This is a genomic window from Brevibacterium luteolum (assembly GCF_013004595.1).
Taxonomy (GTDB): Bacteria; Actinomycetota; Actinomycetes; order Actinomycetales; family Brevibacteriaceae; genus Brevibacterium; species Brevibacterium luteolum.
In genome coordinates this window covers 39,760-53,687 of sequence record NZ_JABEMC010000012.1, presented here as the reverse complement: position 1 = coordinate 53,687, position 13,928 = coordinate 39,760, and the positions used below count along the sequence as shown (strand labels likewise).

The window sequence follows — 13,928 nt, the reverse complement described above, 5'->3', positions numbered from 1 at the left end:
AAACCAGCAACACACATGGTTTTGCGGCGGCTATAGCGGCAGGGAAACGCCCGGCCCCATTCCGAACCCGGAAGCTAAGCCTGCCAGCGCTGATGGTACTGCACTCGACAGGGTGTGGGAGAGTAAGTCACCGCCGCAATTTCGCATAAAGAAAGTCGAGCCCGGGTTGAGCACTGCTCCCCGGGCTCGCGCTTATTCATCTCGGATCCGTCGGCCGCCGAGACTGAACCGACGCCGCGTAAGAAGATCCAGTGTCTCTGACTGTCTGACAGTCAGAGGCATGATTTCTTCTGTCCCTGCCGCGGGTGACCAGCAGCGCTCTGGTGAGCCTGCTCCATGAGCTCCTGCTGACCCAGCTGCCGGTGCTGCTCACACGCCCTGCTGCCGGCTTCCTGCACGCTGGGGGCGCCGCTCATCGAGTGCATGATTTCTCATGGCCATGAGGGTCTATGCAGACTGTGCCCGGAATTCGGAACGTTTTTCCGCACCGCATTCGCTTCGTTTGCCGCTCTGACTGCTCGTCAAATAGGATCGTGACCTGCACGTCTACCTGAGTTGTGTGCAGTCGGGGGAGCGTGCTGGGGGTCGTCAAGTATCCGCAATCCGACCCACTGCGCGGAACATCGCGTGCAACACTTACAATCGACTCATGTCATTGCACCCGAATCTACAGCCTCTGTTCGACACCGTGCTGCGCCGCAACCCCGGCGAGTCCGAGTTTCACCAGGCTGTCCACGAAGTCCTGCATTCGCTCGGTGCTGTCGTCGACAAGCATCCCGAGTTCCTCGCCCTCGCCGCCGTTGAGCGTCTCTGCGAGCCCGAACGGCAGATCATCTTCCGCGTTCCATGGGTCGATGACAATGGTGAAGTCCAGATCAACCGCGCCTACCGCGTCGAGTTCAACTCCGCCCTCGGCCCCTACAAGGGCGGCATGCGGTTCCACCCGACGGTGAGCTCCGGCATCATCAAGTTCCTCGGCTTCGAGCAGACCTTCAAGAACGCCCTGACCGGCATGCCGATCGGCGGCGGCAAGGGCGGCTCCGACTTCGACCCCAAGGGCAAGTCCCGCCTTGAGATCATGCGCTTCTGCCAGTCCATGATGACCGAGCTCTACCGACACATCGGCGAATACACCGACGTGCCGGCAGGTGATATCGGCGTCGGTGAAGAGGAGATCGGCTTCCTCTTCGGCCAGTTCAAGCGCATCACCAACCGCTACGAAGCAGGCGTTCTCACCGGCAAGGGCCTCGGCTACGGCGGCTCCATGGTGCGGACCGAAGCCACCGGCTTCGGCACGGTGTTCTTTGTCCGCGAAATGCTCAAGGAGACCAACCGGACGATCGAAGGCAAGTCCGTCGTCGTCTCCGGCTCCGGCAACGTCGCCGTCCACGCCGCCCAGAAGGCCCAGGAGCTCGGTGCGACCGTCATCGGCGTCTCCGACTCCTCAGGCTTCGTCCACGACCCCAAGGGCATGGACATCGCGCTGCTGAAGCAAGTCAAGCTCGTCGAAGGCGAACGCGTTGGCGAATACGCCAAGCGACGTGAGAGCGCACGCTTCGAAGAAGGCGGCAACGTCTGGTCGATCAAAACCGACGTGGCCCTGCCGTGCGCCACCCAGAACGAGCTCAACGGCGAATCCGCGCAGATGCTCGTCGACAACGGCGTGCGCGTCGTCGCCGAAGGCGCGAACATGCCCTGCACGCCCGAGGCTGTGCGGATCTTCCGCGACAACAAGGTGCTCTTCGGCCCCGGCAAAGCCGCCAACGCCGGCGGCGTGGCCACCAGCGCCCTGGAGATGCAGCAGAACGCTTCACGGGACAGCTGGGACTTCGACTACACCGAGCACAAGCTCGATGAGATCATGACCGGCATCCACGAACGCTGCGCCTCAGCCGCAGACGAATACGGCCAGCCCGGCGACCTCGTCACCGGAGCCAACATCGCAGGCTTCGTCCGCGTCGCCGACGCGATGCACAGCCTCGGCGTCGTCTGATGCTGCGCAGCGCGAAGCGCCGGTGCCCTGAGAGGCACCGGCGCTTTGTACATCTCAGCGCCCGGTGACGGTCCCGTAGTCGTCCTGCCAGCGCGCCAGCGGCCGCACGCCGACCGTCTCAGCACAGCTGCGCACCTCGCCGACGACGAGCGTGTGCGTGGCAATCTCCAGACGGTTGGTGATCCGGCAGTCGAACACCGCAGCAGCACCGGCGATGTAGGGCACACCGGAAGGAGCCGCATGCGTCGGCACCGTATCGAGCACCCCATACAGCGGCTGACCGGGCTCACCGAGCCACTGGGCGATGTTCTTCTGCTCAGCTGCCAGCACGCTGATCGTCATCGCCTCAGCGATCTCCAGGGACTCCATCATCCGGGAACCCGAGTAGATGCTCACCGCCATCGTCGGCGGATCATAGGAGACATCGAGGAACGAATCGACGGTGACCGCATGCGGCTGCCGGCCCCGCAGACACGCCACCACCGCCACCGGTCGGACCATCTGCCCGGCGACCTGCCGGTAGGTGCGGATGAGGTCCTCGTCAGCCGGCGCCTCGGGCGCGGGGAAGAACGAGAGGGGTGCGTCACTGTCGGCCATGCCGATTAGTCTAGTCAGCGACCAGCGCTAGAATGGTGGCTATGTCCGACACGATGCCCGCAACAGGTGGCGCCGCCACGATCGAGCGCCAGACACAGGACCAGCTTGCTGAGCCCGGCGATCACGAGCGGTTCTCGCACTACGCGCCGAAGGCCAAGATCATGGAATCCATGGTCACCGGCACTCCGCTCATCGCGCTGTGCGGAAAAGTGTGGATCCCTACCCGCGATCCTGAGCGCTTCCCGGTCTGCCCGAAGTGCAAGGAGATCTACGAATCGATGCCTGAAGGACCGCAGGAGTAAATGTCGGGTCCGACACGGATCCCAGGAACTTCAGCAGCAGAACACCTCTCACCAGCCTTTCCCGAACGTGCCGCGTGGGGAACGGCGGGCAAACTGCGTGCCTGGCAGGCCGAAGCCCTGGAACGCTACTTCGATACAGAGCCGCGCGACTTCCTCACCGTCGCGACCCCGGGAGCCGGAAAGACGACCTTCGCCCTCCGACTGGCCGCCGAGCTGCTCGCCCAGCGCAAAGTCGACCGGATCACCGTCGTCGCCCCCACCGAGCACCTCAAGACCCAGTGGGCCGACGCCGCCTCGCGTGTCGGCATCCGCATCGACCCGAATTTCAAGAACTCCCAGGGCCGCCACGGCAAGGAATTCCACGGCGTGGCCGTCACCTACGCGCAGGTCGCGGCGAAACCGGTGCTGCACCACAACCGCACGGCGGCTGCCCGGACGCTCGTCATCCTCGATGAGATCCACCACGCCGGTGACGCCCTGTCCTGGGGCGATGCCGTGCGCGAGGCGTTCGGCCCGGCCCGGCGCAGGCTCGCCCTGACCGGCACGCCGTTCAGGTCCGATACCGCTGCGATCCCGTTCGTCGAATACGTCCCAGACGAGGAGGGCATCCGCACCTCCAAGGCCGACTACACTTACGGGTATGCCCAGGCGCTCAAGGACGGCGTCGTGCGTCCGGTCCTGTTCATGACCTACTCCGGTGAGATGCGCTGGCGCACCAAGGCCGGCGATGAGATGTCTGCCGTGCTTGGCGCTGAGGCGACGAAGGACATCCACGCCCAGGCCTGGCGCACCGCGCTCAACCCGAAGGGCGAGTGGGTTCCTGCCGTGCTCAAGGCCGCCGATCTGCGGCTGTCCGAGGTCCGCCGGAGCGTCCCCGACGCCGGCGGGCTCGTCATCGCCACCGACCAGGAGGTCGCCCGCGCCTATGCCAAGCAGCTGCGCGAGATCTGCGGCGAACCGGTCACCGTCGTCCTCTCCGATGAAGAGGGCGCTTCGAAGCGGATCGAGGAGTTCCAGAACTCCGAACGCCGGTGGATGGTCGCCGTGCGCATGGTCTCTGAAGGCGTCGATGTCCCGCGCCTGGCCGTAGGCGTGTATGCGACCTCGTCGTCGACGCCGCTGTTCTTCGCCCAGGCGATCGGCCGCTTCGTGCGGGCCCGCCGCCGCGGTGAGACCGCCTCGATCTTCCTGCCCTCGGTGCCGATCCTGCTGGCTTTGGCCAATCAGCTCGAGCTCCAGCGCGACCACGCACTCGACCGCCGGCCGGACCCGGACGCCGAGAACGAGGTCGTCTTCGACGATGAGGCACTCGTCGAGGCCAATGCCAGCGAATCAGCCTCCGATGATCTGCTCGGCTCCTATGAAGCCCTTGACTCGCAGGCCTCGTTCGACCGGGTGCTCTTCGACGGCGGTGAGTTCGGCTCCGGCGGCATGATCGGCTCTGAGGACGAGCTCGACTTCATCGGCATCCCCGGCCTGCTCGAACCCGAACAGGTCACCGAGCTGCTGCGCACCCGCCAGGCCGAGCAGACGAAGCGCCGTGCCCGCTCAGGCGCGAGGAACCAGACGGCGGTGCCGACCGCGGAGCTGGCCGAACATGATCACCGGCTGCTGAAGGAAGAGCGCAGCAAGCTGCAGACAATGGTCGGCGCGTGGGCCAGGCGCACAGGCAAACCTCATGCCGCCATCCACGTCGACCTGCGCAAAGCCTGCGGAGGGCCGCCGGTCGCTGAGGCGAGCCGCAAGGAGATCCAGGCCCGCATCACCAAGCTGCAGGCATGGTTCGTCGGCCGCCGGTGAACCCGCCTCAGGCGCTGTAGAAGACCGTCGGGATCGCCGGTTCACCGGCTTGCAGGCGGTGTGCCGTGCGCGGCAGCTCAGCCATCGAGGCCGCGTGACGCTGACGGGCACGCTGCACCCCCTCGGGACCGGTGTAGGAATGATCGATCTCTCCATCGGTGACCAGCGGCACCTGTAGCGGGCGGGCCTGAAGATCATCGGGCAACTCCAGGCGCGGGATGCCGATGGCCTCCTCGACGGCGATCGTGCCGTCGATGATGCGGGCAGCCTCCTTCATGCCACCGGTCGAGGACTTGCCGGTTGCCTTCTTCTGCACCGACACCCACTCACCGGCGTCATCGCTGTGGGCGACGAGCTTGTACACCAGGCTCGCCGTCGGGGCACCCGAACCGGTGACGACCCGGGTGCCGACGCCGTACGCGTCGACCGGGGCGGCTGCCAGGCCGGCGATCGCATACTCATCAAGATCGCTCGTCACGGTGATGCGGGTGTTGATCGCGCCGAGCGCGTCGAGCTTCTCGCGCACCTCGGCGGCCTGGATGCCCAGGTCACCGGAATCGAGCCGGACTCCGCCGAGCTCGGTGCCGGCGACGGCGATCGCGGTCTTGAGCGCCTCGTCGACGTCATAGGTGTCGAGCAGCAGGATCGTGTCCGAGCCCAGCGACCGCACCTGGGCTTCGAAGGCCTCGCGTTCGGAGTCGTGGATGAGGGTGAAGGAGTGCGCAGCGGTGCCGACGGTGGTCAGCCCGTAGCGGCGCCCGGCCTCCAGGTTCGACGTCGAGGTGAAGCCTGCGACCACGGTCGCCCGGGCAGCGGCGACGGCCGACTGCTCGTGTGTGCGCCGTGAGCCCATGTCGACACACGGCCGGGAGCCGGCGACCCGGCTCATCCGGGAGGCCGCCGAGGCGACTGCCGAATCGTAGTTGAGAGCCGAGAGGATCATCGTCTCCAGCACCACCGCCTCGGCGAAGGTCGCCTCCACGCTCAACAGCGGCGAACCGGGGAAGTACACCTCGCCCTCGGCATACCCGCGGATGTCGCCGGAGAACCGGAAGTCAGCCAGCCAGTCCAGCGTCGTCGAGTCGACGACCTTCGTCGATTCGAGGAACGTCAGCTCCTCGGACGTGAACGTGAAGTCGGCGAGCATCTCCAGGATCCGGCCGGTGCCGGCGACGATCCCGTAGCGGCGCCCGGCCGGCAGGCGGCGTCCGAAGGCCTCGAAGATGCTGCGGCGCTCAGCGCGGCCCGAATCGAGGGTGGCCTGCAGCATTGTGAGTTCATAATGGTCGGTCAGCAGTGCTGTCGACGGGCGGAACGGGGCAGAACCCCGCGGGGAAGCCGGTGTGAGATCACTCATAGGAACGATGATAGGCCACTGCAGGATTACTGGGTGAACCATGAATTCGCCTACAGTGAAAGGCGTGATGTCAACCGGCGACTCATCCCAAGCGGTGATCGATCCCCAGGCTGAGACTCTGCACGAGACTCGGCCGGATTCGCCGTGGGCGTGCATCGTCATGAATGACCCGGTCAACCTCATGAGCTACGTGACGTACGTGTTTCAGAGCTACTTCGGCTACTCGCGGGCGAAGTCCGAGAAGCTCATGCTCGAAGTCCACGAACTCGGCCGCAGCGTTGTGGCCACCGGCAGCCGCGAGCAGATGGAGCGCGACACCGCCGCCATGCACGGCTTCGGCCTGTGGGCCACCTGCCGGCCCGCCCCGACCGGTGGTGAGGTGTGAGCCCGAAGGGGCCCTTATGAAGATCCACTCGACTGCGCGTGCCTTCGCCGTGCTCGATCTCGAAGCCGGTGAGAAGCACATCTTCCGCTCCCTGCTCTCCGATGTCGCCGTCATGCTCGGCGGCGAGGACGAACTCGATGCGCTCTCCGGTGAACCGGAGGACACCTCGCCCGAGGCGGGGGAGACCGGCGAGCGTGAGGTCAGTGCCGATGACCTCGCCCGGCTGGTCGGCATCTCCACGGCCGAACGGCCCGAGGACCCGGCCGTGCTGCGGCTGCTGCCCGACGTCGACGGCGATGACGCCGAACGATCTGCGGAGTTCCGCCGGCTGACCGAACACGACCTGCGCGAATCGAAGCTCGCCAACATCCGCATCGCCCTGTACGACCTATCGCTGACCGGCCGGATCGAACTCGACGACGCGCACACGCGAGCCTGGTCGATGGCGCTCAATGACGTCAGGCTCGTGCTCGCCACCCGGATGAGCATGGCCAGCGAATCCGATGTCGAAGACCTCTATGCCCGGGAGGCCGCCGATGAGCTCGATGACCAGCAGGCCACGATGCTCACCGTCTACGACTTCCTCACCTGGGCGCAGGAACGCCTGACGACGATCCTGCTCTCGGGCCTCGGCTCCGGTGCAGAGGACGAGGAGGAAGACGCCTGATGGAGGAGGAACAACAGGCATGATGCGACTGACCGCAATTGGCACCTCGGGCTCCTTTGCCGGGCCCGCCTCGGCTGCCAGCTGCTACCTGCTGGAGGCAGCCGTCGACCACCGGGAGTACCGGGTCGTCATCGATCTGGGCTCCGGAGCACTCGGCGCGCTGCAGAACTACGTCGACCCCAGCAACCTCGATGCCGTCGTGCTGTCCCACCTGCACCCGGACCACTGCCTCGATGTCACCGGCCTGTACGTCTACCGCAGTTACGACCCGAAGTACTTCAACTGCGGCGACGCCCACACCGACACCGGCGCGATCCGCGCCTCCCTGCCCGTCTGGGGCCCGGCCGGCACACACGAACGCCTGGCTGCCGCCTACCACACCGAGCCGGGACTGAGCCCGGTGGCAGGCCAGTCGCACCCGACCGACCTGTCAACGGTGTTCGCCTTCCACGACCTCACCCCGGGTGCTGCGTTCACGATCGGGCCGCTGACGATCACCGCATTCCTCGTCGAGCACCCCGTTGAGGCCTATGCGCTGCGCATCGAGGACCAGTCCGGGCACGTCATCACCTACTCCGGTGACTCCGATGAGTGCGACGGCCTCGTCGAGGCCGCTCGCGGTGCTGACGTGTTCGTCTGCGAAGCCGCCTTCCAGGAGGACCGCGATGCCGCCCGCGGCATCCACCTCACCGGCCTGCGCGCCGGCCGCGTGGCCGATGCCGCCGAGGCGAAGAACCTCGTGCTCACCCACATCCCGCCGTGGACCGATGCCTGCATGGTCCGCGCCGAAGCCGCCGCCGAGTTCTCCGGGCCGATCGAACTCGCCCGGCCCGGCAACACCTGGCAGCTGTAGCCTGAACACACACGGCCGCCTCACCTGCGCGGCCGGCCCCGTACCGCCTCGCACAAGGAGATCCCATGACCCGTCCTGACGGCCGCGCCCACGACGAGCTGCGCGAGGTGCGCATCTCCCGCGACTGGCTCACCCACGCCGAAGGCAGCGTGCTCATCGAGTTCGGCGACACACGCGTGCTGTGCGCGGCCTCCCTGACCGAGGGCGTGCCCCGCTGGCTCAAGGGGTCCGGCCGCGGCTGGGTCACCGGCGAATACGCGATGCTGCCCCGGGCCACCCATGACCGCAGCCCGCGCGAATCCGTCAAGGGCAAGATCGGCGGCCGCACCCACGAGATCTCCCGCCTCATCGGCCGGGCCCTGCGCGCAGTCGTCGATATGGACAAGCTGGGGGAGAACACCATCCAGCTCGACTGCGACGTCCTCCAAGCAGACGGCGGCACCCGCACCGCAGCCATCACCGGCGCCTACGTCGCACTGGCCGATGCGATCGACACCGGACGCTCCCGCGGCTGGATCCCGGCCGCTGCCGAACCGCTGACCGACTCGATTGCCGCGATCAGCGTCGGCATCGTCGACGGAAAGCCGGCCCTCGACCTGCCGTATGTCGAGGACTCAGCAGCCGACACCGACATGAACGTCGTCATGACCGGCTCCGGCCGGTTCGTCGAGATCCAGGGCACGGCCGAACAGCAGGCGTTCGACCGCACCGAACTCGACACCCTGCTCAGCCTGGCAGAGACCGGCTGCGCGAAGCTCACCGAGCTGCAGCGCGAAGCCCTCGCCCGCCCGCGCAGCTGATGGCCGCTGCTGACCTGCCTGCCGGCCGGCCGGCAGATTGATCGAAGGACTGACCGACAGGAGCCAGCATGTTCGAGCGCATCATCATCGCCACCCGCAATGAGGGCAAGCGGAAGGAACTCGAAGAGATCCTGCGCGACGTCCTCGATCGGCCGATCACCGTGCTCACCGCCGCTGACGTCGACCTGCCCGAGGTCGTCGAGGACGGGGTGACCTTCGCCGTCAACGCCGAGCTCAAGGCCCGTTCGGCAGCTGCGCACACCGGGCTGCCGGCGATCGCCGATGACTCCGGGCTGGCCGTCGACGTGCTCGGGGGCGCGCCGGGGATCTTCTCAGCCCGCTGGTCCGGCCGGCACGGCGACGACGTCGCGAACTACGAGCTGCTGCTCGCCCAGCTGGCCGATGTGCCCGATGAGCACCGGCAGGCCGCGTTCTGCTGTGCCGCCGTGTTCATCGACCCCAACGAGGGTCCCGCTCCCGAGGCGGTGGTAGCCGAGGGCCGGATGACCGGGCGGCTCGGCCGGGAGCCGATCGGTGAGCAGGGCTTCGGCTACGACCCGATCTTCTACCCCGACGGTCATGACGTGACGGCAGCTCAGCTCAGCGCAGGTCAGAAGAACGCGATCTCCCACCGCGGCAAGGCGCTGCGCAGCCTTGCTCAGCTCCTCGCCGCACGGTCTGCCGGCAGCTGAGCATCGGCACGCCCTCCGACTGGACTGACCATCCCGGCCGGGTCGGCAGGATCTGCCGGGTCATAGGCGAGCCGGCCGCGGGTGGCAGCGATGGCGATGAGTGCGAGCACGCTCAGGCCGAGTGCTGCCGGCCAGGTCGTGGCCGTAGCTCCCGTCAGCCCGCCGGCTGAGAGGATCGCCCAGTTGAGCCCGTTGTGCGCCAGGACCGCCAGCAGCAGCGAACCGCGCGAGCCGTTGAACACCCAGGACATGACGACTGACAGGGCGAGGATGAGCAGCAGGTAGGCGAGGTAGTCACCGATCCCGGCGCGGGCGGTGTCCCACTCGGCGGTCGCGAACAGCGGGGCATGCCAGACGCAGTGGATGAGCCCGAGGATCATCGCCGCAGTGAGCGGATGGTGCCGGCGCTGCAGCAGCGGCAGCGCGACACCGCGCCAGCCCGGCTCCTCCTGCAGCGGCCCGCCGAGCAGGAACATGAGATAGCTGCCGATGAGGACCACCACGAGGAACCCGCCGCTGGAGCCCACCTCAGGGCTGAAGCCGGAGACGAAGAGGTAGCCGATCCCGGCAGCCAGCGGAACCGCCACGAGGACAAGGGCGTACCAGCGGCCGCGCACCTTCAGCTGCACGAGTGAGGCCAGCAGGCGAGAAGCACCAGCACGACCGGACCGCACGCCGGTGACGATGAGGGCTGCGGCGAACGGGCCCGCGAAGAGGCCGAGCTGATTCACACCGGTGACGGCAGGAAACGGCAGCTCATAGGGCAGCACGCCCACACCGTTGCGGGCCAGCCACCATGGGCTCCACGCAATCCATGAACCCCCATAGGCCAGCACCGTGAACGCCAGGAGCGGGGATGAGCGAATCCAGGCTGACATCATGGGAAGATCCTGTCGGCGATGAGCAGTCTGAGTCGATTGTATCCCGCATCTGCGCACGCGACGGGGATGTCAGGCGACCACCGCCTCGGGCGCGGGGTGTCGCAGGACACATTGCGAGACGATCTCTTAGCCGGCGCTGAGTGTCCGTTAAGGTGACTTCAGGCCCGCGGGGGCCGGTCACCACTGCACACGAGACTCGAGGGAAAAATGACGCGACGACTCACTGCATGGGCGGCAGCACTTGCCGCCGTCGTGCTCACCGCCACCGGCTGCAGCGCAGGAGCCGGCAGCAACGGCTCAGACGGGGAGGAGAAGCGCACCGACATGGTCGTCGCACACACCGCCGAGCCGGTCAATCTCGACTTCACCACCACCGGCGGTGCGGCGATTCCGCAGGCACTGATGGAGAACGTCTACGAATCGCTCGTGCGCATCGACCAGGACGGTGAGCTCAAGCCCGCGCTCGCCGAATCGTGGGACGTCTCCGAGGACCGCAAGACCTACACCTTCCACCTGCAGGACGGCGTGACCTTCTCCAACGGCGACGAGCTGACCTCCGCAGATGTGAAGTTCTCCTATGAGCGCGTCAACTCCGATGCCTGGACCAACGGGCTCAAAGCCAAGATGGCCGTCATCGACTCGATCGACACTCCCGACGACGCGACCGTCGAGATCACGCTGACCGACCCTTCGAACGGGTGGCTGTACGATCTGGCCAGCGCCGTGGGCGCGGTGTTCAGCGAAGATGCCGTTGACGATCTGGCGAACACGGCCATCGGCACCGGCCCGTATGAGGTGCAGTCCTTCACTCGCGGCCAGGAGATCGTCTACGCAGCTCGCGAGGACTACTGGGGTGGTGCGCCGAATCTGGAGACGGTGACCTTCAAGTACTACAAAGACCCCGTCGCCGCGGTCAATGCCGTGAAGTCCGGTGAAGTCGACGTGCTCGCCAGCCTGCAGGCTCCCGAACTGGCCGGCGACTTCGAATCACCCGATGACTACCAGGTCGTCGAGGGCACCACCAACGGCGAAGTCGTGCTGTCGATGAACAACGCCGAGGGCATCTTCGCCGACAAGAAGGCCCGCGAGGCCGTCCTCTACGCCATCGACGAGCAGGCCATCCTCGACACCGCTTGGGGCGGCTACGGCACCCTCATCGGCGGGATGGTCCCGCCGACCGCCCCGTACTATGAGGACCTCACCGACGTGTACCCGCACGACGTCGACAAGGCCAAGGAACTCGTCAAGGAAGCCGGCATCGAAGGCGAATCCTTCACCTACACCGTGCCCAACCTGCCGTATGCCACCGCCGTGGCCGACATCGTCGTCTCCCAGCTCGAAGAGGCAGGGCTCAAGCCGACGATCGAGACCCAGGAGTTCCCGGCGGTGTGGCTGGAGAAGACCTTCACCAATCACGACTACGACATGTCGGTCATCAACCACGTCGAGGCCAACGACATGCTCACCGTCTTCGGCGACGGCTACTACACCGGCTATGACTACTCCCAGATCGAAGATGCCGCGAAGAAGGCTGACACCGGCACCGAGGAGGAGTACGTCGCAGGCATGAAGGACGTCGCCCGCACCATCACCGAGGACGCCGCGGCCGGGTTCCTGTTCCTGTTCCCCAACCTCATCGTCGCCGACGCCGGGGTCGAGGGACTGCCGGAGAACTTCGTCTCCGACTCCTTCCCGATCGCCACTCTGGCCTGGAAGTGACGCTCCCGGCGGGCCGGACACCCCGGCCCGCCCCGCTCATCTGACCCGCAGCGGCCGCGTTGCAGCCGCTGCGGACACAAGGAGGTGGCATGGCCGGATACCTCATCCGCCGGCTGCTGCAGTTCGTAGTCACCGCTGCGATCGCCTCGGTCATCGTGTTCCTGCTCATGCAGGTGCTGCCCGGCAACGCCGCGCAGGTGGCCCTGGGCACCAACGCCACCCCCGAGGCGGTGGCCCAGCTCGAGCGCACGTACGGTCTCGACCGGCCGCTGCCGGTCCAGTACCTCGACTGGATCTCAGGGGTGCTCACCGGTGACTTCGGCACCTCGTATGTCACCCGCGCACCGATCACCCCGGTCATCGCCGACTCCATCCAGGTCACCCTCATCATCGTCATCGCCTCGATGCTCGTCGCCCTGCTCATCGCCGTGCCGCTGGGCTCACTGGCCGCGGTGTTTCAGAAGCGCACGCTGGGCACCGCGATCTCAGCGGCCAGCCAGGTCGGCATCGCCGTACCGAACTTCCTCGCAGCGATCATCCTCATCATGATCTTCTCGCTCGGCCTCGGCTGGTTCCCCTCCAGCGGCTGGGCCGCCCCGATCGAAGGGTTCGGCCGGTTCCTCGCCCGCCTGGCACTGCCGGTGCTGGCACTGGCGCTGGTGCAGGCGGCGATTCTCACCCGCTACGTCCGCTCAGCGGTGCTGGAGGTGATGCGCGAGGACTTCCTGCGCACCGCGCGTGCCAAAGGCTTGACGAAACCGCAGGCGCTCGTGCGCCACGGGCTGCGCAACGCCGCCATCCCCGTCGTCACCGTCGCCGGCATCCAGCTGGCCACCATGCTCATCGGCGCCGTCGTCATCGAACAGGTCTTCGTCATCCCCGGTATGGGCTCCGAACTCGTCCGGGCGGTGGCCAACCGCGATCTTGTCACCGTCCAGGGCATCGTCATGGTCCTTGTGGTGCTCGTCCTGCTGCTCAACCTCATCGTCGACCTGCTCTACACGGTCCTCGACCCGCGCGTCAGGAGGGCCGCATGACCACCCGTCTCGTCGCCAGCCGCCGCTTCAAAGCCGACGCCTCACTCATCATCGGCCTCGTGCTCATCGGCATCGTCATCCTCATGGCGCTCATCTCACTCGTGTGGACGCCGTACAACCCCACCCAGGCGATGCCTGCCGACCGGCTGCAGGGCATGTCAGCCGAGCACCTCTTCGGCACCGACCGCTACGGCCGCGACACCTTCACCTGGATCATGTACGGCGCGCGCATCACCCTGCTCGTCGGCGTCGTCTCCGTCGCCATCGCCGCCCTCATCGGCGTGCCGCTCGGCGTGCTGGCCGGGATGACCACCTACGGGTGGCTGTCCGGGCTCATCATGCGCGGCAACGACCTGCTGCTCGCCTTCCCCGCCCTGCTGCTGGCGATCGTGTTCTCCGCCGTGTTCGGCCCCGGCACCGGACCTGCGATGGTGGCTCTCGGCATCGCCTCGATCCCCGGCTTCGCCCGCGTCGCCCGGTCCGGGACCCTGCAGGTGATGAGCACCGAGTACATCATGGCCGCCCGCGCGGCCAACCGCCGGGTCCTGCCGATCGCTGTCTTCCACGTGCTGCCCAACATCGCCGGGATGATCATCGTGCAGGCCTCTGTCGCCTTCGCTCTCGCCATCCTCGCCGAGGCGGGACTGTCGTTCCTCGGTCTGGGCACCCAGCCACCGACCCCCTCATGGGGCCGGATGCTGCAGGAGTCCCAGCAGTACCTGTCCTCCCACCCGATGCTCGCCCTGTGGCCGGGCCTGTTCATCGCCGCCGCCGTGCTCGGCTTCAATCTGCTCGGCGACGGGCTGCGCGACCGCTTCGACCCGAAGCTGAAAGGACGTGACTGA

General features: G+C 66.9%; 14 protein-coding genes and 1 rRNA gene. 12 read left to right on the top strand and 3 right to left on the bottom strand.

The window, feature by feature from the left end; translation table 11 throughout:
* Positions 1–22: 22 nt before the first annotated feature.
* A 5S ribosomal RNA gene (gene rrf / locus HLA91_RS12985) occupies positions 23–139 on the top strand.
* A gap of 516 nt (positions 140–655) precedes the next feature.
* Positions 656–1,993: an NADP-specific glutamate dehydrogenase gene (gene gdhA / locus HLA91_RS12980; protein ID WP_204514261.1), complete on the top strand. Its 1,338-nt coding sequence runs from the start codon at positions 656–658 to the stop codon at positions 1,991–1,993.
* Between the two features lie 54 nt (positions 1,994–2,047).
* On the opposite strand, the gene HLA91_RS12975 is transcribed toward gdhA, so the two are convergent.
* Positions 2,048–2,590: a flavin reductase family protein gene (locus HLA91_RS12975; RefSeq protein WP_170275033.1), complete on the bottom strand. Its 543-nt coding sequence runs from the start codon at positions 2,588–2,590 to the stop codon at positions 2,048–2,050.
* Between the two features lie 41 nt (positions 2,591–2,631).
* On the opposite strand from HLA91_RS12975, the gene HLA91_RS12970 reads away from it, so the two are divergent.
* A complete protein-coding gene (locus tag HLA91_RS12970) occupies positions 2,632–2,892 on the top strand; it encodes a DUF3039 domain-containing protein (protein ID WP_165883404.1) in 261 nt (86 codons plus the stop codon).
* Positions 2,893–4,692 carry a DEAD/DEAH box helicase gene (locus HLA91_RS12965; protein WP_170275032.1) on the top strand — a complete coding sequence of 600 codons (1,800 nt, stop codon included), beginning with the start codon at positions 2,893–2,895 and terminating at the stop codon, positions 4,690–4,692.
* A 7-nt stretch (positions 4,693–4,699) separates the two neighbouring features.
* Here the strand turns inward: HLA91_RS12965 and HLA91_RS12960 are convergent, their stop codons facing one another.
* On the bottom strand, positions 4,700–6,049 hold the full coding sequence (locus tag HLA91_RS12960) for a nicotinate phosphoribosyltransferase (RefSeq protein WP_170275031.1): 1,350 nt from the start codon (positions 6,047–6,049) through the stop codon (positions 4,700–4,702).
* Positions 6,050–6,116: 67 nt separating this feature from the next.
* Between HLA91_RS12960 and clpS the strand changes: the two genes are divergently transcribed.
* The 5 genes from clpS to rdgB all read left to right on the top strand — a co-directional run bounded on the left by clpS (position 6,117) and on the right by rdgB (position 9,446).
* The gene (clpS, locus tag HLA91_RS12955) at positions 6,117–6,434 is read left to right on the top strand and encodes an ATP-dependent Clp protease adapter ClpS (RefSeq protein WP_102163165.1); all 318 of its coding nucleotides are present in this window, start codon (positions 6,117–6,119) and stop codon (positions 6,432–6,434) included.
* A 16-nt stretch (positions 6,435–6,450) separates the two neighbouring features.
* Entirely contained in the window at positions 6,451–7,101 is a 651-nt protein-coding gene (locus HLA91_RS12950) for a DUF2017 family protein (protein WP_170275030.1), read from the top strand.
* A 19-nt stretch (positions 7,102–7,120) separates the two neighbouring features.
* The gene (locus HLA91_RS12945) at positions 7,121–7,954 is read left to right on the top strand and encodes an MBL fold metallo-hydrolase (protein ID WP_338075983.1); all 834 of its coding nucleotides are present in this window, start codon (positions 7,121–7,123) and stop codon (positions 7,952–7,954) included.
* Between the two features lie 65 nt (positions 7,955–8,019).
* Positions 8,020–8,754 carry a ribonuclease PH gene (rph, locus tag HLA91_RS12940; protein ID WP_170275029.1) on the top strand — a complete coding sequence of 245 codons (735 nt, stop codon included), beginning with the start codon at positions 8,020–8,022 and terminating at the stop codon, positions 8,752–8,754.
* A gap of 68 nt (positions 8,755–8,822) precedes the next feature.
* Positions 8,823–9,446, top strand: coding sequence for an RdgB/HAM1 family non-canonical purine NTP pyrophosphatase (rdgB, locus tag HLA91_RS12935; protein WP_170275028.1), 624 nt, complete (start codon positions 8,823–8,825; stop codon positions 9,444–9,446).
* Here rdgB and HLA91_RS12930 read toward each other — a convergent pair.
* Entirely contained in the window at positions 9,413–10,324 is a 912-nt protein-coding gene (locus HLA91_RS12930) for a CPBP family intramembrane glutamic endopeptidase (protein ID WP_212754382.1), read from the bottom strand. The two genes, rdgB and HLA91_RS12930, sit on opposite strands and share 34 nt — an antisense overlap.
* A gap of 210 nt (positions 10,325–10,534) precedes the next feature.
* Between HLA91_RS12930 and HLA91_RS12925 the strand changes: the two genes are divergently transcribed.
* From HLA91_RS12925 to HLA91_RS12915, 3 genes are all read left to right on the top strand, one after another.
* The gene (locus HLA91_RS12925) at positions 10,535–12,046 is read left to right on the top strand and encodes an ABC transporter substrate-binding protein (RefSeq protein WP_170275026.1); all 1,512 of its coding nucleotides are present in this window, start codon (positions 10,535–10,537) and stop codon (positions 12,044–12,046) included.
* 89 nt (positions 12,047–12,135) lie between these two features.
* Complete coding sequence (locus HLA91_RS12920; RefSeq protein ID WP_170275025.1) at positions 12,136–13,083, top strand: ABC transporter permease; 948 nt, start codon at positions 12,136–12,138, stop codon at positions 13,081–13,083.
* Entirely contained in the window at positions 13,080–13,928 is an 849-nt protein-coding gene (locus HLA91_RS12915; protein WP_170275024.1) for an ABC transporter permease, read from the top strand. The genes HLA91_RS12920 and HLA91_RS12915 overlap by 4 nt, the downstream gene beginning before the upstream one ends.